A 20,815-nucleotide genomic window follows, 5' to 3' on the forward strand; every position below is an offset into this window, starting at 1 on the left:
ACGTCCGAAGCCACTGCAGTCATCGCCGTGCCTCAGCCCTCCTGCTCGGGCGCCGGGTTGAAGTGTTCCTTGCCGTTGCCGCAGTCCGGGCACACCCAGTCCTCGGGCACATCTTCCCACTTGGTGCCGGGCGCGATGCCGTCGTCGGGCAGGCCGTCGGCCTCGTTGTAGGGGAAGTAGCAGGCGCTGCACTGGTAGGTGGTCATGATGGCGGTTCTCTCTCGGTCGTTGGGGGTGGGTTCGGGCGCTCTGCGGCGCCGTTGTGGGATTGCGGTTTTTCGTAGGGCGGGAGCTATCCCGCCAAATGGGCGTATCGAGCCGGCACCGCCGCGTGGCGGGATGCGCTGCGCTCCTCCCGCCCTACGGGCAGGGACGTGCGGGATCGCGCTGAGGTCATATCGGCGAGCCTGCCGGGAAATTCGGCGTCCTTCTCTCGCGCACGGCCGCCAGGCCTTCGCGCACTTCGGGACCGGTGAAGCCGAGCATCTCCAGCGCGACGGAGTTGTCGAAGATGGGGCCGGCCTGGCGCAGCCAGTTGTTGAGGCTGTGCTTGGTCCAGCGCAGCGCCGTCTGCGGACCGGCAGCGAGTTTCTTCGCGACGTCGAAGGCGGTGTCGCGGAGCTGATCCGCTTCGACCGCCATCGACACCAGGCCGATGCGCTCGGCTTCCTCGCCGCTGATCTCGTTCGACAGCAGCAGATGCAGCTTGGCTTTCGCCATGCCGCACAAGAGCGGCCAGATGATCGCGGCGTGGTCGCCGGCGGCGACACCCAGGCGCGTGTGACCGTCGATCAGGCGCGCGTTCTTCGCGGCGATCGAGATGTCCGCCAGCAGGGCGACCGCCAGCCCGCCGCCAACCGCCGGGCCGTTGATCGCGGAGACGATCACCTTCGAGCAGTTGATCATGTTGTAGACGATGTCGCGCGCTTCCTTCCACACGCGGGCGCGGTGCTCGAACTCGTCGACCATCGCGGCGACGAGGTCCAGCGTGCCGCCGGCCGAGAAGCCCTTGTCCTGGCCGCGCACGACGATCACCGACACGGCCGGGTCGCGGTCGAGGTCGCGCCAGATGTCGGCGAGCTCGCCGTGGCCGGCCGCATCCGCAGCGGGCAGCTTGCCGGGTTCGCCGAGGATCACCTCAGCGATGCCGTGCTCGTGGAGTTCGACCTTGAGGTTGGTGTAGCGGCTGTAGTCCATCGTCTGTCCTTTATTAAACCCGTCGGTCAATCGCACCCGTTCGCCCTGAGCCTGTCGAAGGGCATTGGCAGGGCTTCGACAGGCTCAGCCCGAACGGTATTTGAGGTCGGGTCAATCGCTTCAGTCCTTCGATGCAATCAGATAGCGCCCGAAGCGCGCGCGCCATTCGTCGTCGATCATCGTCGCGCGCGGGGCGCCGCCGAGGTCGGCCCATACCACCGTCTGCTTCGCACGAAAGCGCACCTGCTCGCCCATCGATGCGGTGGTGACGATATCCATCGAGCTGCCGCCGATGCGCGCGACGTAGAGCGTGAAGGTCAGTTCGTCGCCGTGCATGCTCGGCGCGATGAAGTCGACTTCGAGGTGGCGCATCGGCACGCCGCGGCGGATCTCCGCATGCAGCTTGTAGAAATCGACGCCGATGCCGTGGTCGAACCAGTCCTCGACCACTTCATTGCACAGCACCAGGCATTGCGGATAGAAAACGATGCCGGCCGGGTCGCAGTGGTGGAAGCGGATGGGTTTCTTGCATTCGAAAATCATGGTCGTTCAGTCCAGGATGCGGTTCACGAATTCGCCGACGGCCTCGATCACGGCCGCAGGCTGGTCCTTGTGGGGGGAATGGCGGCAGTCGGCGAGCTTGACGAGATCCACGTCGCGCGCCTGTGCGGCGATGCGGTCGATCTGGTCCATGGTGCCATATTCATCGTCCTCGCCCTGAATCGCGAGCACCGGGCAGGCGATGCCGGGCAGGTATTCCTCGATGTTCCACGCGCGGAAATCCGGATGCAGCCAGATGTCGTTCCAGCCCCAAAACGCGGCCTCGACGTCGGCGTGATACTTGCCGAGGCGCGCCGGCAGGTCGGTGGTCTGCCACGCGACCTTGGCCTTGGCGATGCTCTCGACCGAGATGTCCTCGACCAGCACGTGCGGCGCCATCAGGACCACGCCCGCGAGCGGCGTGCCGGTGCCGCCGGCGCAGATCAGCGCGATCGAGCCGCCGTCGGAGTGACCGAGGAGGATGGGCCGGTCGAGCTGCAGCGCGTCGAGCAGCGCAGGCAGCACCGTCAGCCCCTCGTCGTGCATGTAGCGCGTCGTGCGCGGCAGTTCGGCCGGGTCGGAGCGCCCGTAACCCGCGCGCGAATAGACAATGGCCTCGCAGCCGGTCGCGTCGGCGACCTTTTGCGGGAAGTCCCGCCACATCGATACCGAACCCAGCCCCTCGTGCAGGAACACGATCGCGGGCGCGCCCTCGCGCGGATGCGCCGAGGGCAGGCGGATGTATTCGAGACGCTTGCCGCCTACCAGCACCTGTTTCATTCAGACCCCCAAGTGTTTCTTGATGAGCTCGGGATTATTGCGCACCTCCTCGCTCGGACCGTCGAACACGACCTGGCCTTTCACGAGGATCATCGAGCGGTCGGTCAGCGCGGTGACGGCCGAATGGTTCTTGTCGACGATCACCGTCGCGATGCCGCTGTCGCGGATCTCGCGGATCACGCGCCAGATCTCGCGCACGATCAAGGGCGCCAAACCTTCCGTCGCCTCGTCGAGGATCAGCAGATCCGGGTTCGTCATCAGCGCGCGGCCGATCGTCAGCATCTGCTGCTCGCCGCCCGAAAGCTGGCCGCCGCCGTTCGTGAGGCGCTCGGCGAGGCGCGGGAAGGTCGCCATCACGCGGTCGAAAGTCCACTCGCGCTGGCCCTCGACGCCCGCGCGCGCGGCCATCAGCAGGTTTTCCTTCACCGAGAGGTTCGGGAAGATGCCGCGGCCTTCCGGCACGTAGGCGATGCCCAGCTTCGCGATCTTGTGCGTCGGCCCGCCGGTCATGCGCTGGCCGCGCACCAGCACGCCGCCCGCCTTGGGCGTCAGGAAGCCCATCATCGTGCGGATCAGCGTCGTCTTGCCCATGCCATTGCGGCCCATCAGCCCGAGCGCCTCGCCCTTGCGGATGTGGAAATTGACGCCGTGCAGGATGTGGCTGGAGCCGTAATAGGTGTGCAGGCCGATCGCCTCGAGCAGCATCTCGCGCTGGTCGGGGCTCTGCTCCGCGGCCGCCGGGGTGACCCACTGAGCCGCCTCGTTCACTCTGAACATGGACATGTCATTCATGCTCCGCCTCGTGTCCCAGATAGGCCGCCTGCACGTCGGGGCTGTTGCGGATCTGCTCCGGCGAGCCCGATTCCAGCACCTGGCCGTTGACCATCACGGTGATGCGGTCGGCGACCGCGAACACCGCGTCCATGTCGTGCTCGACGAGCAGGATCGCGCGCGTCGCCTTCAGGCGGTTGAGCAGCGTGACCATCTGCGCCGACTCCTCCGAGCCCATGCCGGCGAGCGGTTCGTCGAGCAGCAGCACCTCGGCGTCGGTCGCGAGCACCATCGCGATCTCGAGCTGCCGCTGCTCGCCGTGCGACATCGTGCCGGCGACGCGGTCCTCGCGGCCGGAAAGACCGGCTTCATTGATCGCCGCACGCGCGCGCTCGACCGCTTCGGGCATGCGCAGCGCATCGGTGAACAGGCTCCACGGGCGGGGCTTGCGCGACTGCGCGGCGAGCCGGCAGTTTTCCAGCACCGTGAACTTCGGGAAGATGTTGGTGCGCTGGTAGCTGCGGCCGATGCCGATGCGCGAGCGCTGGTAAGCGGTCAGGCCGGTGATGTCCTCGCCCTTGTAGCGGATCGCGCCCTCGGACGGCGGCAGGTCGCCCGACAGCATGTTGATGCAGGTCGATTTGCCCGCACCGTTGGGCCCGAGCAGCGCATGCAGCACGCCGCGCTCGAGCTGGATATTGACGTTCTGGTTCGCCGTCAGGCCGCCGAAACGGCGCGTCATGCCTTCCGACGCGAGCAGGACTTCAGACATTGCCCTTTCCCCCGTTGATGCGCGCCATGATGCGGGCCGGCGTTGCGGTCAGGCCGCCGGGCATGAACAGCACCGCGGCGACGATCGTGAGCCCCATCAGCAGTTGCCAGTGCTTGGTGACGCTGGTGAAGATCTCCTGCAGGCCCACCAGCGCCACCGCCCCGGCGATCGCGCCGGCGAGGTTGCCCATGCCGCCGAGGATCACCATCAGCAGCACGTCGCCGGACTTGTGCCATGACAGGTACTCGGGCGTGACGAAGCCGAACAGCACCGCGTACAGGAAGCCGGCGAGGCCCGCCAAGGCGCCCGCCAACGTGAAGGCGGCGAGCTTGTAGCGGAAGGTCGCATAGCCGAGCGAGAGCATGCGGTGCTCGTTGCTGCGGATGCCGACCAGCACGCGGCCGAAGGGCGAGCGCAGCACGAGCTTCAACAGGCCGTAGGCGAAGAGCATCGCCGCGACGACGAAGTAGTAAAGATGCAGCGGCTCGTTGAGGTCGAACGGCGCCCAGCCGGCGATCGCCGCGTCGGGCTTGAAGTTGAGGTAGATGCCGTCCGAGCCGCCGCCCACCGGCGTGTCGTGGAACACGTAGTAGGCCATCTGCGCGAACGCGAGCGTCACCATGATGAAGTAGATGCCCTTGGTGCGGAGCACGAAGAGCCCGATCACGAAGGCGGCGACGGCGGCAGCCAGCACCGAGGCTGGCAGCGCCAGCCACAGGTTCGCCGGGTCGTACTTCGGCGTGAGGAGGGCCACCGCGTAGGCAGCGATGCCGAAGTAGGCCGCGTGGCCGAAGCTCACCAGGCCGGTGAAGCCGACCAGCAGATCCAGGCTCATCGCGAAGATCGCCAGGATCATCACCTTGGCGATCATCTCGGCATAGAAGTCCGAGCCGAAAACCGGGAAGGCGAGCACGCCGGCCATCACGGCCAGCTTGAAGAACGTGGTTGTACGGGAATTCATTGCCTCATCCTTCCTCTCAAGCCTTCTTGAAGATGCCTTCGGGGCGCCACAGCAGCACCACGGCCATCACCAGGTAGACCATCAGGCCCGCCAGGTCGGGCAGCAGCACCTTGCCGAAGGTGTCCGCGAAGCCGATCACCAGCGCGGCGACCAGCGCGCCCCACACCGAACCGACGCCGCCGATCACGACGATGACGAAGGAGATGATCAGCACGCTCGACCCCATGCCCGGATAGACGGACGAGATCGGCGCGGCGAGCATGCCGGCGAGCGCGGCGAGCGCGACGCCCAGCGCGAACACGGTGCGGTACAGCACGTTGATGTCGATGCCGAGCGCCTTGACCATGTCGCGATCGTGGCTACCGGCGCGGATCATCATGCCGAGGCGCGTCTTCTGGATCAGCCAGTACAGCCCGCCGGCGAGCGCGAGGCATACGACCGAGATCACCAGCCGATACACCGGGTAGCTGAGGTTGTCGGAGAGCGGGATCGACGCCGAGAACAGCTCGGGAATCGCCACGCCATGCACGTCGTCGCCGACGGCGAGGCTGCGCAGTTCCTCGAAGATCAGGATCAGGCCGTAGGTGAGCAGCACCTGCTCGAGGTGGTCGCGCTTGTACAGATGCGAGAACAGCGCCCATTCGAGGATCGCGCCGAACACGAACGCGAGCGGGATGCCCAGCGCGATCGACAGCAACAGGTTGCCCGTCAGGCTCGTCAGCGCGAACGCGAGGTAGGCGCCCACCATGTAGAAGCTGCCGTGCGCGAGGTTGATGATGCCCATGATGCCGAACACCAGCGTCAGCCCGCTGGCCACGAGGAACAGCAGCAGGCCGTACTGCAGCGAGTTCAGCACCTGGATCAGGAAGGAAACGAAATCCATGAGTCTTCCCCTCCGGGCGCCGTTGCCGGCGCCTGGATATGTTGGAGTAAAGCGGAAGGACTTGCGAGCGACCAGGCAATCAGCCGGATGACGTCGGGAGCCTTTGTTCCTCCCCCTTCAAGGGGGAGGTTAGGAGGGGGATGGGTTTCCGGCGGGACTACCCGGCGGTTGTAGCAACCTTATCCGAAACCCATCCCCCACCCCAGCCCTCCCCTTGAAGGGGAGGGAGTCATCCGTGCAGCTCAACCGAACCTCGCCAAACCAACAAGGCTTACATGCGACACCCGCGCGCCGGATCGGCCAGGCCCTTCTCGGCGACGCCGACGAGCTTGTTGTCGCGGCCTTCGACCTTGCGCAGGTAGATGTCCTGCACCGGGTTGTGCGCCTTCGACAACGTGAAGGCGCCGCGCGGGCTGTCGATCTTCGCCGTTTCCATGGCCTTCGCGACGGCGTCCTTGTCGAACTTGCCGCCCTTCAGCGAATCGAGGCCGGTCTTCAGCATCTGCGCCGCGTCGTAGCCCTGCACCGCATACACGTCGGGCTGCGCCTTGTAACTGAGCGCGTAGGCCTTGCGGAACGCCTGATCCTTCGGATTGGTCAGGTTGTCGGCGTAGTGCAGCGTCGTCATCACGCCCTCGCCCGAGCCGCCCATCGCGTCGATCGTGCCGTCGGTGAGGAAGCCCGAGCCGTACAGCGGGATGGACTTCTTCAGCCCCGCGGCGTCGTAGTCCTTCACGAACTTGACCGCGCCGCCGCCGGCGAAGAACACGAAAACGGCGTCCGGCTTGAGCGACGCGATCTCGGTCAGGAAGGGCTGGAACTCGACGTTCGGGAAGGGGAGATACAGTTCCTTCGCGACCTTTCCGCCGGCCTTCTCGAAGGCTTCCTTGAACCCCGCAACCGACTGCTCGCCGAAGGAGTACTTCCAGCTCACCGTGACGACGTTCTTGTGGCCGCGCTCGGCGACGATCTTGCCCATCGCATAGGCCGGTTGCCACGCCGAGAAGGAGCTGCGGAACACGTTCGGCGCACACAGCGGACCGGTCAGCTCGTCCGCGCCGGCGTTGGGGATGATCAGCAGCGTCTTGGTGTCGCGCGCGACCTTGGCCATCGCCAGCGCGACGCCCGAGTGCACGGTGCCGACCAGCACGTCGACGTTGTCGCGCTTCACGAGCTTGGATGCGTTTTCGGTCGCCTTGGAGGGATCGGACTCGTCATCGACGACCGAGTACTCGACCTCGTAGCCCCCCAGCTTGCCGCCCTGCTCCTGCACGTACTGCTTGAAGCCGTTGGTGATCGCCGTGCCCAGTGCGGCGTAGGTGCCGGTGTAGGGCAGCATCAGGCCGACCTTGATCTTCTCGGCGGCCTGCGCGGCGGCCAGGGGCAGCAGGGTGCCGGCGATCACGCCGATCGCCGCCTGCATCAGGGTACGGCGGGTGTTATGCATCGTCTTCATGGTGTCTCCTCCACGGGGATGGGTGGGGTTTTGCCCCTTGTATTCGGTTCGTTCGTACTGTCTTTGGCCCGGTGATCAAGCACATCCGTTCGCCCTGAGCCTGTCGAAGGGCACTTAGGGCTTCGACAGGCTCAGCCCGAACGGTTATCTCGTTTCCAGATCAAGGCTTTCCTGCCAGCGCGCGCAACTTGAACCTCTGGATCTTGCCCGTCGCCGTCTTTGGCAGCTCATCGACGAACTCCATCCAGCGCGGATACTTGTAGGGCGCGAGATGCGCCTTCACGTGCGCCTTGATCTCGGCGGCGAGCTGCTCCGAGCGGTTGTATCCGGGCTTGAGCACGATGAAGGCCTTGGGCTTGATCAGGCGCTCCTCGTCCTCGTGGCCAACCACCGCCGCCTCGAGGATCGCCGGGTGCTGGATCAGGCAGGACTCGACCTCGATCGGCGACACGTAGATGCCGCTGACCTTGAGCATGTCGTCGTTGCGCCCCGCGTACACATAATAGCCCTCAGCGTTGCGCGAATACTTGTCGCCGCTGCGCGTCCACGGGCCCTGGAAGGTGGCGCGCGTCTTCTCGCGGTTGTTCCAGTACATCACCGCGCTGGTCGGCCCCGAGATCTGCAGCTCGCCCGGCTCGTCGGGGCCTTCGACGACATTGCCGTCGTCGTCGATGAGTCGCACCTGGTAGCCCGGCACCGGCTTGCCGGTGGTGCCGTAATGCACGTCGCCGGGGCGGTTCGACAGGAAGATGTGCAGCATCTCGGTCGAGCCGATGCCGTCGAGGATCTCGACGCCGAAGCGCTCGGTCCAGCGCAGGCCGATTTCTTCCGGCAGCGCTTCGCCGGCCGACGTGCACATGCGGATCGCGAGTTCGTCGCGCGTCGGACAGTCGGCATCCGCGAGCATCGACGCGTACAGGGTCGGTACGCCGTAGAAGATCGTCGGCTTGTGCTCGCGCAGGCGCTTGAAGGCGGCCGCGGGCGTCGGGCGCTCGGCCATCAGCACCGCGGTCGCACCGACCGACAGCGGGAAGGTCAGGCCGTTGCCCAGGCCGTAGGCGAAGAACAGCTTGGCCGCCGAGTACACGACGTCGTCCTCGCGGATGCCGAGGATGGGCTTGGCGTACAGCTCCGCAGTGTGGATCAGGCTGGACTGGATATGCACGGTGCCCTTGGGCGCACCGGTCGAACCCGACGAATACAGCCAGAAGCACGGATCGTCGCAGGTCGTCGCGACCGCCTCGAACTTGTCGGAGGCATTGGCCATGAGCCCCGCGACCGAATCCGCTCCCTCGCCGCCCGCGACGACGATGCGCTCGAGCGACTCGACCTTGCCCAGCAGGGGCGCGAAGGTGTCATACAGCGGCGCCGAGACGACGGCGATACGCGCGCGGCTGTCGCCGAGCATGTATTCGTAGTCGGACTGCGTCAGCAGGGTGTTCACCGCGATCGGCACGACACCCGCCTTGATCGCGCCGAGGAACACGGTCGGGAAGTCTATCGTGTCATGCACGCACACCAGGATGCGCTGCTCGCGCGTGATGCCCAGTGCACCGAGCGCGTTGGCGAAGCGGTTCACGCGCGCCGCGAGTTCGTCGAAGCTGTAGCGGCCGAGGTCGTCGATGTAGGCGATCTTGCTGCCGCGGCCGGCGTCGAGGTTGCGGCCGATGAGGTCGTCCGCGGCGTTGTACTGGCGCGGCAGGGTGATGGTCGGCGGACTGGTGCTGTGGTCCGCTGCGCTGAGCGTGGTCATTCCTTCTCTCCTCCGTTCTTCCGGCGGCTGCCGGGGGTATTCCGTGCCGGTCTTGGTGCCGGCGTCGTTGCGTGCTTCGGTGTTACCCGTATGCGACGGGTTTTCCGGGGTCGCGTGGCGAAAACCCGCCCCCGTCACGGGGTATTCCGCGCCTCGTTGGCGCGTGGCGGACGCCTCGGCACGAAACACCCCGCGCCGGGGGCTGCGCCGTGCCCGATTTCATGCGCCATGCGGCTGCGGGCATCGCGTTACTGCTTGGTGAACTCGATCGCGCCCTGCGGCAGCAGGTACAACACATAGGCGCGGCCGTCGCTCACCGTCGGCCGGTGCACGCTGCCGGGGCCATACACGAACCAGCCCGCGCCGTGGCCGTCGAACTTCGCGTCGCCTTCGAGCGGCATGATCATGTCGATCTCGCCGTTGGGGTGCGCATGCTGCGGGCCGACGAGGTCCTGCATCTCGACGACGTCGACGCTGAAGCCGTGGAGCGCGTCACAGGGCTTGATGACGCGGCCGAACTTGATGCCGCCGTGCTCGCGTTCGCACATCCACCCGGCCGCGACGGCGTCGGCACAGGCCTGGGCAATGGCCTGGAACTCGGCGCCGGTGGCCGGGAAGCGTTCGTTGAGGAAGTCGGCGAGCTGGCCGTCGAGGGGGCGGCCGGCGATCTCGCCGGTCACCTTCGCGATCAGCGCCTGGAACTGGTCTGGCGTCATGTCTCCGTCTCTCCGTCGGAACTGGGGGTTGGGGTCAGGGGGCGGGATGCGTATAGGCTTTATAGTTCATGCACCGAGCAGTGCGGCGTCGACTGCGTCACGCGACAGGGCGTCGAGCACGGCGGGACCGCCCTGCACGACGCAGCGGCGGTGGTACATCGCCAGCGCGCGCAGGCCGCCCAGCTCCTCGCCGCCGCCGGCGCGCCCGGGGCCGCCGTGCAGGCAGGTCGGCATCACGTTGCCGTGGCCGGTGTGGTTTGCGCCGACCGCGGCATCGACGACCATCACCCGGCCGTGCAGGTCGGCGATCGCCGGCACGAGTTCTCCGAGGAAGGCCGCGTCGCCCGAATACACCGAGGCGACAAGCGAGCCGTGGCCGCGCCGCGCGATCGCGATCGCATCGGCGGTGCCGGCATAGGGGACGATGGTCGCGACCGGGCCGAAGACTTCGACGTCATGGACGAAGCGCGCTGCAAGGCCCTTGTCGCAGAAGAGCAGCGTCGGCTGCACGAAGGCGGACACCGCAGCGTCGGCGCCGACCGGCTCGAATTCCGGATCGCCGCCGAACACGACTTCGCACTCCTGCTTCAGCTTCGCCAGGCCCTCGAAGGCCGCGGCCTGCTGCGCCTTGCTCACCAGCGGCCCGACGCGCACGCCTTCGCTGCGCGGATCGCCGACCTTGCAGCCGGCGAGCTTGCCGGACACCGCATCGGCGAGCGCACGCGCCGTGCCGTTGGGCGCCAGGATGCGGCGGATCGCGGTGCATTTCTGGCCGGTCTTGATCGTCATCTCGCGCACGATCTCCTTCACCGCGAGATCGAACTCGGCCGTGCCGGGCTTGGCATCCGGTCCCAGGATCGCCGAGTTCACGCTGTCGGCCTCGACGTTGAGGCGCACCGAGCGCGCAACGACGTTCGGATGCGTGCGCATGCGCGCCGCGGTGTCCGCCGAACCGGTGAAGGACACGACGTCGCATTCGGTGACGTGGTCGAGCAGGTCGCGCGCCGATCCGCACACGATGGAGATCGCCCCCGGCGGCAGGATGCCCGCTTCGACGACGTCGGCAACCATGCGCTGGGCGAGCCACGCGGTCGGCGTCGCCGGCTTCGCGAACACCGGCACGCCCGCGAGCAGCGCCGGGGCGGCCTTCTCCCACAGGCCCCAGGCCGGGAAGTTGAACGCGTTGATGAATACGGCGGCGCCGGTGAGCGGCATCAGGAAGTGCTGGGCCTGGAAGACATCGGTCTTGGCCAGCGCCACGCGGCTGCCTTCCTTCAGGTGGCGCGCAGCGCCCAGCGCCTTGCCGGCACGGGCGTAGCTCTTGACGGTGAAGATGGCGCCATCGACATCGAAGGCCGCGTCGCCTTCGGTCGCACCGGAGTTGCGCAGCGAGATGTCGAAATATTCTGCACGTTTGGCCGTCAGCAACTCGGCGATCGCCGCCAGCTTCGCCGCACGCTCCTCGTAGGTGAGGGCCTTCAGTGCAGCACCGCCAGCCGTGCGGGCGAACTCCAGTGCATGTGCGACGTCGATGCCGTCCGAAGAGACCCGCACCAGCTCCTCGCCGGTGACGGGGTCGGTCAGCGCCGTGCCTTCGCCCGCGCCTTCGATCCATTGCCCGTATACGTAATTGGCCAGCTTCACCTGTCTGTCTCCTCTCTCTGTTGAGGCATCACGGTCTTGCGCCGGATGTCTGATGTTCTGGCGTCGCGCCCAGAGCGCAATCGGTGGAGATAGAATACACGCGCGAAATTCTTCGTCAAGCACTTTACTTCCACTTCGTTTCAAACAAGTCATCCAAAGCTGCAGTTTTTGACACAGCATCACCACCACCGCCATCCTATACTGGATGAAAACCGCAGATTACTGCAGTGCAGCACAAATTAAACTGCACTTTAGGTGTTGACGCATCGATCTTGCTGCACTATTGTTCAACTCAACCGATGCAGTTCGCTGCAAGAAAGGAACCCCGATGAGCCTCGAACCCACTACCGAATCGCAGCAGGAAGCGCTTCCGGCGGCCGAACAGGTCACCGAGAGCAATATCCTGCCGACGCTCGGCAAGCGTGTCCGCGAGATCCGCGACCGCCGTGGCATGACGAGAAAGCTCGTGGCCCGCGAAGCCGGCGTGTCCGAACGCCATCTCGCCCACCTCGAAGGCGGCGACGGCAACGTGTCCATCGTCCTGCTGCACAACATCGCCCGCGCGCTCAACGTCTCGCTGATCGAGCTGCTCGCGCCGGAAACCGAAGACACCGTCGAGAAGCGCCTGATCCGCCGCTTCCTCGAGCGCCTGCCGCAGCATCGCCTGGAAGAAGTCGTGTTCCGCCTGATGCGCGACTTCGGCCACGAGGAGGCCGTGCGCCGCAAGCGCATCGCGCTGATCGGCCTGCGCGGCGCCGGCAAGTCGACGCTGGGCAAGCGCCTCGCGCAGGAAGAAACGATGCCCTTCATCGAGCTCGACCGCGAGATCGAGAAGGAAACCGGCATCCCGGGGCGCGAGATCTTCTCGCTGTACGGCCAGTCGGGTTACCGCCGCATCGAGAAGCGCACGCTGGAGCGCGTGCTGCGCGACAACCCGCGCGCGGTGATCTCGGTCGGCGGCGGCGTCGTGTCGCAGCCGGAAAGCTTCGAGATGCTGCTGTCGCAATGCATGACCGTGTGGGTCAAGGCGCAGCCGGAAGAACACATGGCCCGCGTGATGGCCCAGGGCGACCTGCGGCCGATGGCGGGCAACGACGAGGCGATGGAGGACCTCAAGCGCATCCTCGAGGCGCGCTTGCCCCTCTATGCCAAGGCAGACACCGTGCTCGACACCTCGGGCGAGACGGTCGACCAGAGTTTCATCAAGTTACGCCAGCTCGTATTGGGCTGAGCCACAAACAGAGAGAGAGGAGACAACCATGGAAGCAGTCGCGAACAAGCCGGTCGGAGAACTGGTGGATTACCGTACCGAGCCGTCGAAGTACCGTCACTGGTCGCTTGCGACCGATGGCGAGATCGCCACCCTGACGCTCAACATCGACGAGGACGGCGGCATCCGCCCGGGCTACAAGCTCAAGCTCAACTCGTACGACCTGGGCGTGGACATCGAACTCCATGACGCCCTGCAGCGCGTCCGCTTCGAGCATCCGGAAGTGCGCACCGTGGTGGTCACCTCGGGCAAGCCGAAGATCTTCTGCTCCGGCGCCAACATCTACATGCTGGGCCTGTCGACCCACGCGTGGAAGGTGAACTTCTGCAAATTCACCAACGAGACGCGTAACGGCATCGAGGACTCCAGCCAGTACTCCGGCCTCAAGTTCCTCGCCGCGTGCAACGGCACCACCGCCGGCGGCGGCTACGAGCTGGCGCTCGCCTGCGACGAAATCGTGCTGGTCGACGACCGCAACTCCTCGGTGTCGCTGCCCGAAGTGCCACTGCTGGGCGTGCTGCCCGGCACCGGCGGCCTCACCCGCGTCACCGACAAGCGCCGCGTGCGCCGCGACCATGCCGACATCTTCTGCACCATCTCCGAAGGCGTGCGCGGCAACCGCGCCAAGGACTGGCGCCTGGTCGACGACGTCGTCAAGCAGCAGCAGTTCGCCGAACACATCCAGGCCCGCGCCAAGGAACTCGCCAAGACCTCCGACCGCCCCGCCGGCGCCAAGGGCGTGCAGCTCGCCCGCCTCGAACGCACCACCGACGCGACGGGCTACCACTACGAGTTCGTCGACGCGACGATCGACGCCGACGGTCGCACCGTGACCCTGACCGTGCGTGCGCCGTCCGCCGTCACCGCCAGGACCGCCGCCGAGATCGAAGCCCAGGGCATCAAGTGGTGGCCGCTGCAGATGGCGCGCGAACTCGACGACGCGATCCTGAACCTGCGCACCAACCACCTCGACGTCGGCCTGTGGCAGCTGCGCACGACCGGCGACGCCCAGGTCGTGCTCGACATGGACGCGACGATCGTCGCCAACCAGGACAACTGGTTCGTGCGTGAAACGCTCGGCATGCTGCGCCGCACGCTGGCCCGCATCGACGTCTCCTCGCGCAGCCTGTACGCGCTGATCGAGCCGGGCTCGTGCTTCGCCGGCACGCTGCTGGAAGTCGCCCTCGCCGCCGACCGCACTTACATGCGCGACGCCGCCGACGCCGACAACCGCATCGGCCTGTCGGCGATGAACTTCGGCCCGCTGCCGATGGTGAACGGGCTGTCGCGCATCAGTGCCCGCTTCTACCAGGAAGAAGGCCCGATCGCCGCCGTGAAGGCGAAGGAAGGCAGCCTGCTGTCGCCCGCCGAGGCGATGGAACTGGGCCTCGTCACCGCGATCCCGGACGACCTCGACTGGGCCGACGAAGTGCGTATCGCCATCGAGGAACGCGCCGCGCTGTCGCCCGACGCGCTCACCGGCCTCGAAGCCAACCTGCGCTTCGGCCCCGTCGAGACGATGAACACGCGCATCTTCGGCCGCCTGTCAGCGTGGCAGAACTGGATCTTCAACCGCCCCAACGCCGTCGGCGAGAACGGCGCGCTGAAGCTCTTCGGCTCCGGCAAGAAGGCCCAGTTCGACTGGAACCGCGTGTAAGCACACACCCGAATCACTCCGCCGCCGCGCGGCAGGCCGTCCCGCTGCCGTTGCAGCCGGCGCCCTGGCGCGGCGCGGAGAACGCAGCAAACGCGAGCAGCAATAACAGACCCGGCGAGCCGACGAGCCCCGGGCCGAGACGATAAATCCGGAGGAGTACAGAGATGATCAATTACAGCGAACGCATCCCCAACAACGTCAATCTCAACGAGAACAAGACCCTGCAGCGCGCCCTCGAACAGTGGCAGCCGTCCTTCCTGAACTGGTGGGACGACATGGGTCCGGAAAACTCGACCAACTACGACGTCTACCTGCGTACCGCGGTCAGCGTCGATCCCAAGGGCTGGGCCGACTTCGGCTACGTGAAGATGCACGACTACCGCTGGGGCATCTTCCTCGCGCCGCAGGAAGGCGAGAAGAAGATCACCTTCGGCGAGCACAAGGGCCAGGACGTGTGGCAGGAAGTGCCGGGCGAATACCGCTCGACCCTGCGTCGCATCATCGTCACCCAGGGCGACACCGAACCCGCATCCGTCGAGCAGCAGCGCCACCTCGGCCTGACCGCCCCGTCGCTGTACGACCTGCGCAACCTGTTCCAGGTGAACGTCGAGGAAGGCCGCCACCTGTGGGCGATGGTCTACCTCCTGCATGCACACTTCGGCCGCGACGGCCGCGAGGAAGGCGAAGCGCTGCTAGAGCGCCGTTCGGGCGACGCGGACAACCCCCGCATCCTCACCGCGTTCAACGAGAAGACCCCCGACTGGCTGTCGTTCTTCATGTTCACCTTCATCACCGACCGTGACGGCAAATACCAGCTCGCCTCGCTCGCCGAATCGGCGTTCGATCCGCTGGCGCGCACCTGCAAGTTCATGCTCACCGAGGAAGCGCACCACCTCTTCGTCGGCGAATCGGGCATCGCCCGCGTCATCCAGCGCACCTGCGAAGTGATGAAGGAACTCGGCACCGACGACCCCGCCAAGCTGCGCGCCGCCGGCGTCATCGACCTGCCCACGCTGCAGAAGTACCTCAACTTCCACTACAGCGTCACCAGCGACCTGTACGGCGCCGAAATCTCGTCGAACGCCGCGACCTACTACACGAACGGCCTCAAGGGCCGCTTCGAGGAAGAGAAGATCGCCGACGACCACACGCTGCAAAACTCGGAATACGAGGTCATGGATGTGGCCGGCGACAAGATCCTGACCCGCCACGTGCCCGCGCTGTCGGCGCTCAACGAGCGCCTGCGCGACGACTGGATCACCGACGTGCAGGCCGGCGTCGACCGCTGGAACCGCATCCCGGCCAAGTTCGGCTTCGGCTTCCGCTTCACGCTGCCGCACAAGGGCTTCCACCGCCGCATCGGCATGTTCGCCGGCTCGCACGTCAGCCCCGACGGCCGTCTGCTGTCGGAAGCCGAATGGACGCACCAGCACAACAACTGGCTGCCGACCGAAAGCGACCGCCTGTACGTGCATTCGCTGATGGGCCGCTGCATCGAGCCGGGCAAGTTCGCGAACTGGATCGCAGCGCCGGGCCGTGGTATCAACAACCAGCCGGTCAACTTCGAGTACGTGCGCTTTAATTAAGAGGGCACGAATAAGGCTACTGCGCGGGTCGATCTCGCGACTGCGATACTCGCCGTACAGTTGTACGGCTGCGTTTCTCGTCACGACCTCGACCCGCTCACTACGCCTTCTTCGACCCTCTGCCTAAACAGGATAAGAACGGGAACGCAGTTTCCCGCCGTGGAGAGAGACAACCATGAACGCGCCCGCAGAGCACGCCAACCTCGCCAGGCAACACCTCATCGATCCCGAGATCTGCATCCGCTGCAACACCTGCGAAGAGATCTGCCCGGTCGATGCGATCACCCACGACAGCCGCAACTACGTCGTCAAGTTCGAGACCTGCAACGGCTGCCTCGCCTGCATCTCGCCCTGTCCGACGGGCGCGATCGATTCATGGCGCAACGTCGACAAGGCCGCGCCGCACAGCCTCGCCGACCAGTATTCCTGGGACTACCTGCCCGACACCACCGAGCTCGACCAGCTCGAAGCGACCGTCATGGGCGCGGCCGAACTGCCTGCCGAAGTGCAGCAGATCACCGAAGTTGCGACCGCCGGCCAGGGCGGCCCGGCGATGGCGCCGTGGTCCGCCTCGCACCCCTACGTGAATATCTACTCGCCGGCCGCCCCGATCACCGCGACGGTCACCGGCAACTACCGCCTCACCGCCGAGGATGCATCGAGCGACATCCACCACATCGTGCTCGACTTCGGCACCACGCCCTTCCCGGTGCTCGAAGGCCAGTCGATCGGCATCATCCCGCCGGGCACCGACGAAAAGGGCAAGCCGCACCTGCTGCGCATGTACTCCGTCGCCAGCCCGCGCGACGGCGAGCGTCCGCACTACAACAACCTGTCGCTGACGGTGAAGCGCGTCGTCGAGGACCACGAAGGCAATCCGACCCGCGGCGTCGCGTCGAATTACGTGTGCGACCTCAAGAAGGGCGACAAGGTGCAGGTCACCGGCCCCTACGGCGCGACCTACCTGATGCCCAACCACCCCGGCTCGTCGATCATGATGATCTGCACCGGCACCGGCTCGGCGCCGATGCGCGCGATGACCGAACGCCGCCGCCGCCGCATGGACCGCAAGGAAGGCGGCGAGCTGATGCTCTTCTTCGGCGCCCGCGCGCCCGAGGAACTGCCCTACTTCGGCCCGCTGCAGAAGCTGCCGAAGGACTTCATCGACATCAACTTCGCGTTCTCGCGCGTGCCGGGCGAGCCGAAGCGCTACGTGCAGGATGCGATACGCGAGCGCGCCGAAAAAGTCTTCGCGATGTTACAGGACGACAACTGCTACATTTACATCTGCGGCCTCAAAGGCATGGAAGCCGGCGTCCTGGAAGCCTTCCGCGACATCTGCCGCGCGAACGGCGCCGACTGGGACGCACTGCGCCCGCAGCTGCTCGCGAAGGCGCGCTTCCACGTCGAGACCTATTAAGAGCAGCGCGGAAAGGCGAAGCGCCTTCCGCCGGATGTTGCCGGCTCCTCACACCCCGGGGGCGACGCATGCGGCGGAAGGCGACTCCGGCTTTTCCGCCCTATAAAACGCGGGCGCCTTACCGGACCGGCGCCTCGCCCACCCCATCGAGGACTTCCTCCATGACCCGCCCCGTCTACATCTGCGACGCCATCCGCACCCCGTTCGGCCGCTACGGCGGCACCCTCTCGTCGGTGCGCGCCGACGACCTCGCCGCGCTGCCGATCCGCGCCCTCGTCGCGCGCAACGCCGCCGTCGACTGGACAGCCGTAGATGACGTCATCTACGGCTGCGCCAACCAGGCCGGCGAGGACAACCGCAACGTCGCGCGCATGGCCGCGCTGCTGGCCGGCCTGCCGGTCGAAGTGCCCGGCACCACCGTCAACCGCCTGTGCGGCTCCAGCCTCGACACGCTGGGCATGGCCGCGCGCGCGATCGCCTCCGGCGAAGCCGAGCTGATGATCGCCGGCGGCGTCGAAAGCATGAGCCGCGCCCCCTTCGTGCTGGGCAAGGCCGACAACGCCTTCTCGCGCAGCGCGAAGATCGAGGACACGACCATCGGCTGGCGCTTCGTGAACCCGCTGATGAAGGCGCAGTTCGGCATCGACTCGATGCCCGAGACCGCCGAGAACGTCGCGCAGGAATTCGGTGTCGCGCGTGCCGACCAGGACGCCTTCGCGCTGCGCAGCCAGCAGCGCTGGGCCGCCGCGAACGAGCGCGGTTTCTTCGCGCGCGAGATCCTGCCGGTCGAGATCGCGCGCAAGAAGGGCGATCCGCTGATCTTCGGCGCCGACGAACACCCGCGTCCCGACACCACGCTGGAAGCGTTGGCGAAGCTCAAGGGCGTCGTGCGCCCGGACGGCAGCGTCACCGCCGGCAACGCCTCGGGCGTCAATGACGGCGCCTGCGCGCTGCTCCTCGCCTCCGAGGACGCCGCGCGCCGCCATGGCCTCACGCCGCGCGCGCGCGTCCTCGGCTCCGCCGCCGCGGGCGTGTCGCCGCGCATCATGGGCATCGGTCCCGCACCGGCGACGCAGAAGCTCCTGGCGCGCCTGGGCATGAACATCGGCCAGTTCGACACCATCGAACTCAACGAAGCCTTCGCCGCCCAAGGGCTCGCGGTGCTGCGCCAGCTCGGGCTGCCCGATGACGGCGAGCACGTGAACCCGAACGGCGGCGCGATCGCGATCGGCCATCCGCTCGGCGCCTCGGGCGCGCGCCTGGTCACCACCGCGCTCAACCAGCTCGAGACCACCGGCGGCCGTTTCGGCCTCGCCACCATGTGCATCGGCGTCGGCCAGGGCATCGCGCTCGCCTTCGAGCGCGTCTGAAAGACGCAGCCTCACAACAACATGCAGCACCGGAGAGAGAGACGAACGTGAAACCGGAAGCCGTCCAGATCATCCGCGACGAGCACCTCGCGATCAGCGCGGTGCTGTACTCGCTGCGCTACCTCGTCAAGGGCATGCGCAAGGGCGAGGCGCCCAATTTCCCGCTGCTGCGCGCGATCCTCGACTACATCGTGTCCTACCCCGACCGCTGGCACCACCCGAAGGAGGACAAGTACCTGTTCTCCGCCGTGCAGCGGCGCACGCGCGAGGCCGACGGCCTCATCGGCCGCCTCGAACGCGAGCACACGCTGGGCTACCCGATGGTCGAAGACCTCAAGAAGCAGCTCGTCGCCTTCCAGGGCGGCGATGCCCAAGCCGGAGAGGCCTTCTACGACACCGCGGAACGCTATGCCGAGTTCGAATGGGAGCACCTGCGCACCGAGGAAGACGCGCTGATTCCGATCGCCGAACGCGTGCTCACCGCGGAGGACTGGGCCGAGATCGCCATCGCCTTCCGCGAGAACGACAACCCGCTCTTCGGCATCAAGCCCAAGGACGAGGCCGAGACGCTGTACCAGCGCATCCTCAGCCTCACGCCCGCGCCACTCGGGCTCGGCAAGGCGCAGTAATACCCCGCACCGATCACCCGGCTCAGGGCGGGACGAACTCCCGCATCCCCACCCACCTACTCCGTGGGAACCAAGGAATCGCTGAACAAGCCGGTTTCAACCGGTGACAAACTCGTCACGAACGCGAGCCGGTAAACGATCTTTCAGATCTTCGGCATTTTCGCCCGATGCGATGCGGTTCGGCCGTACTCGGCCCGATTTCCGCGCCCTGGCGCCTCATCGGTGCATCCCCTTGGCATCCCCTTGCACTTGGTGCACTGAATGGCAACGTGGCTGGCCACATTGTGATGGCTCACATTGGCGGCTGTCGCGGCCATCACATTCACACAGTCCAACTCGGCATCGACGCCGATATTCGCCTTCATCCCGAAGTACCTGTGGCACAGCAAACCTGATCGCGCCGCGACAGGTCCGCTGGCACTCGTCAGCCTTTTCGTCACTTGCATATTCAGTATGGCAATCGCATTGTCATTGATATCCCTTTTGCGTAACATCAGCCGCCTTGCAGCGAAAAAACACATGGCGGCAAATCTTTCGCATCAGACGAACAGCTCATTTAACTGTTTGTAACCACGGGAAAATCAAACGATGGCAATTCTGAACGGATCCAAGAGGAACGACACCCTCACCGGCGGCAGCGCCGACGACCAGCTCTATGGCCGCCAGGGCAATGACATTCTCAATGGCGGTGACGGCAACGACCTGCTGTTCGGCGATGCGGGCAGCGACTCCCTTATCGGAGGTCTCGGCAACGACTATCTCGACGGCGGCACGGGAAGCGACACGATGACCGGCGGCGCCGGAAACGACACCTATGTCGTCGACATCACGACTGACATCCTCACCGAACTCGCAGGCGAAGGAACCGATACCGTTCAGAGCAGTGTCAGCTATACGCTCGGCAACAACCTCGAAAACCTCGTGCTGATGGGCTCTGCCAACCTCTCCGGCACCGGCAACGCACTGGCGAATGAGTTGTACGGCAATGACGGCAACAACAGTCTGGACGGCCAAGCGGGTGCCGACACGATGTCGGGCGGCGATGGCGACGACACCTACACCGTTGATAACACCGGCGACGTCATCGTCGAGAACGCGGGCGAAGGCACGGACACGGTGATCAGCAACATGAGCTTCACCCTGGGCGCGAACGTCGAGAATCTGACGCTGAATGGAACTTACCTCTCTAACATGAGCGGGACAGGCAACGATCTCAACAACGTGCTGACGGCGGCGGCCGCATATAGCCACGACACGCTGAATGGCGGAGCCGGCGCAGATACGATGATTGGCAAGTGGGGTGACGACACCTACTACGTGGACAACGCGGGCGACGTGATCGTGGAGAACAGCAGCGAAGGCACCGACGCCGTGATCAGCACCATCAGCCACACGCTCGCCGCCAACGTC

20 protein-coding genes are annotated in these 20,815 nt (G+C 66.1%); 7 read left to right on the top strand and 13 right to left on the bottom strand.

Annotated features, from left to right (window positions below; translation table 11 throughout):
- Positions 1-32: 32 nt before the first annotated feature.
- The 12 genes from BW991_RS02460 to BW991_RS02515 form a co-directional block, all read right to left on the bottom strand.
- Entirely contained in the window at positions 33-206 is a 174-nt protein-coding gene (locus BW991_RS02460) for a rubredoxin (RefSeq protein WP_050418032.1), read from the bottom strand.
- A gap of 187 nt (positions 207-393) precedes the next feature.
- Positions 394-1,197 (bottom strand): enoyl-CoA hydratase/isomerase family protein, encoded by an 804-nt coding sequence (locus BW991_RS02465; RefSeq protein ID WP_076600491.1) that lies wholly within the window; start codon positions 1,195-1,197, stop codon positions 394-396.
- Between the two features lie 120 nt (positions 1,198-1,317).
- The gene (locus BW991_RS02470) at positions 1,318-1,740 is read right to left on the bottom strand and encodes a benzoyl-CoA thioesterase (RefSeq protein WP_076600492.1); all 423 of its coding nucleotides are present in this window, start codon (positions 1,738-1,740) and stop codon (positions 1,318-1,320) included.
- A gap of 6 nt (positions 1,741-1,746) precedes the next feature.
- Complete coding sequence (locus tag BW991_RS02475; protein ID WP_076600493.1) at positions 1,747-2,517, bottom strand: alpha/beta fold hydrolase; 771 nt, start codon at positions 2,515-2,517, stop codon at positions 1,747-1,749.
- Positions 2,518-3,222: an ABC transporter ATP-binding protein gene (locus BW991_RS02480; RefSeq protein ID WP_076600543.1), complete on the bottom strand. Its 705-nt coding sequence runs from the start codon at positions 3,220-3,222 to the stop codon at positions 2,518-2,520. It lies immediately after the preceding gene.
- Between the two features lie 79 nt (positions 3,223-3,301).
- A complete protein-coding gene (locus tag BW991_RS02485) occupies positions 3,302-4,060 on the bottom strand; it encodes an ABC transporter ATP-binding protein (RefSeq protein ID WP_076600494.1) in 759 nt (252 codons plus the stop codon).
- Entirely contained in the window at positions 4,053-5,021 is a 969-nt protein-coding gene (locus BW991_RS02490; RefSeq protein ID WP_076600495.1) for a branched-chain amino acid ABC transporter permease, read from the bottom strand. Before BW991_RS02490 ends, BW991_RS02485 begins: the two co-directional genes overlap by 8 nt.
- A 16-nt stretch (positions 5,022-5,037) precedes the next feature.
- Positions 5,038-5,904, bottom strand: coding sequence for a branched-chain amino acid ABC transporter permease (locus tag BW991_RS02495; protein ID WP_076600496.1), 867 nt, complete (start codon positions 5,902-5,904; stop codon positions 5,038-5,040).
- Positions 5,905-6,175: 271 nt separating this feature from the next.
- Positions 6,176-7,351 carry an ABC transporter substrate-binding protein gene (locus tag BW991_RS02500; RefSeq protein WP_425290200.1) on the bottom strand — a complete coding sequence of 392 codons (1,176 nt, stop codon included), beginning with the start codon at positions 7,349-7,351 and terminating at the stop codon, positions 6,176-6,178.
- A 169-nt stretch (positions 7,352-7,520) separates the two neighbouring features.
- A complete protein-coding gene (locus BW991_RS02505) occupies positions 7,521-9,113 on the bottom strand; it encodes a benzoate-CoA ligase family protein (protein WP_076600498.1) in 1,593 nt (530 codons plus the stop codon).
- A 248-nt stretch (positions 9,114-9,361) separates the two neighbouring features.
- Positions 9,362-9,829 carry a 4-hydroxylaminobenzoate lyase gene (locus tag BW991_RS02510; RefSeq protein ID WP_076600499.1) on the bottom strand — a complete coding sequence of 156 codons (468 nt, stop codon included), beginning with the start codon at positions 9,827-9,829 and terminating at the stop codon, positions 9,362-9,364.
- 66 nt (positions 9,830-9,895) lie between these two features.
- Positions 9,896-11,473 carry a 3,4-dehydroadipyl-CoA semialdehyde dehydrogenase gene (locus BW991_RS02515; RefSeq protein WP_076600500.1) on the bottom strand — a complete coding sequence of 526 codons (1,578 nt, stop codon included), beginning with the start codon at positions 11,471-11,473 and terminating at the stop codon, positions 9,896-9,898.
- A gap of 328 nt (positions 11,474-11,801) precedes the next feature.
- On the opposite strand from BW991_RS02515, the gene BW991_RS02520 reads away from it, so the two are divergent.
- The 6 genes from BW991_RS02520 (at position 11,802) to BW991_RS02545 (ending at position 19,405) form a co-directional block, all read left to right on the top strand.
- On the top strand, positions 11,802-12,704 hold the full coding sequence (locus BW991_RS02520) for a helix-turn-helix transcriptional regulator (RefSeq protein ID WP_076600501.1): 903 nt from the start codon (positions 11,802-11,804) through the stop codon (positions 12,702-12,704).
- Positions 12,705-12,732: 28 nt separating this feature from the next.
- On the top strand, positions 12,733-14,400 hold the full coding sequence (gene boxC / locus BW991_RS02525; protein WP_076600502.1) for a 2,3-epoxybenzoyl-CoA dihydrolase: 1,668 nt from the start codon (positions 12,733-12,735) through the stop codon (positions 14,398-14,400).
- A gap of 164 nt (positions 14,401-14,564) precedes the next feature.
- Entirely contained in the window at positions 14,565-15,986 is a 1,422-nt protein-coding gene (boxB, locus tag BW991_RS02530) for a benzoyl-CoA 2,3-epoxidase subunit BoxB (RefSeq protein WP_076600503.1), read from the top strand.
- 175 nt (positions 15,987-16,161) lie between these two features.
- The gene (boxA, locus tag BW991_RS02535) at positions 16,162-17,406 is read left to right on the top strand and encodes a benzoyl-CoA 2,3-epoxidase subunit BoxA (protein WP_076600504.1); all 1,245 of its coding nucleotides are present in this window, start codon (positions 16,162-16,164) and stop codon (positions 17,404-17,406) included.
- Between the two features lie 161 nt (positions 17,407-17,567).
- Positions 17,568-18,776 (top strand): 3-oxoadipyl-CoA thiolase, encoded by a 1,209-nt coding sequence (gene pcaF / locus BW991_RS02540; protein WP_076600505.1) that lies wholly within the window; start codon positions 17,568-17,570, stop codon positions 18,774-18,776.
- A 47-nt stretch (positions 18,777-18,823) separates the two neighbouring features.
- Positions 18,824-19,405, top strand: coding sequence for a hemerythrin domain-containing protein (locus BW991_RS02545; protein WP_076600506.1), 582 nt, complete (start codon positions 18,824-18,826; stop codon positions 19,403-19,405).
- Positions 19,406-19,548: 143 nt separating this feature from the next.
- On the opposite strand, the gene BW991_RS02550 is transcribed toward BW991_RS02545, so the two are convergent.
- A complete protein-coding gene (locus BW991_RS02550) occupies positions 19,549-19,926 on the bottom strand; it encodes a hypothetical protein (protein ID WP_076600507.1) in 378 nt (125 codons plus the stop codon).
- 67 nt (positions 19,927-19,993) lie between these two features.
- Here BW991_RS02550 and BW991_RS02555 point away from each other — a divergent pair.
- On the top strand, positions 19,994-20,815 hold an 822-nt coding region (locus BW991_RS02555; protein WP_139335882.1), incomplete at its 3' end, for a calcium-binding protein.

This window comes from Aromatoleum tolulyticum (assembly GCF_900156155.1).
Taxonomy (GTDB): domain Bacteria; phylum Pseudomonadota; class Gammaproteobacteria; order Burkholderiales; family Rhodocyclaceae; genus Aromatoleum; species Aromatoleum tolulyticum.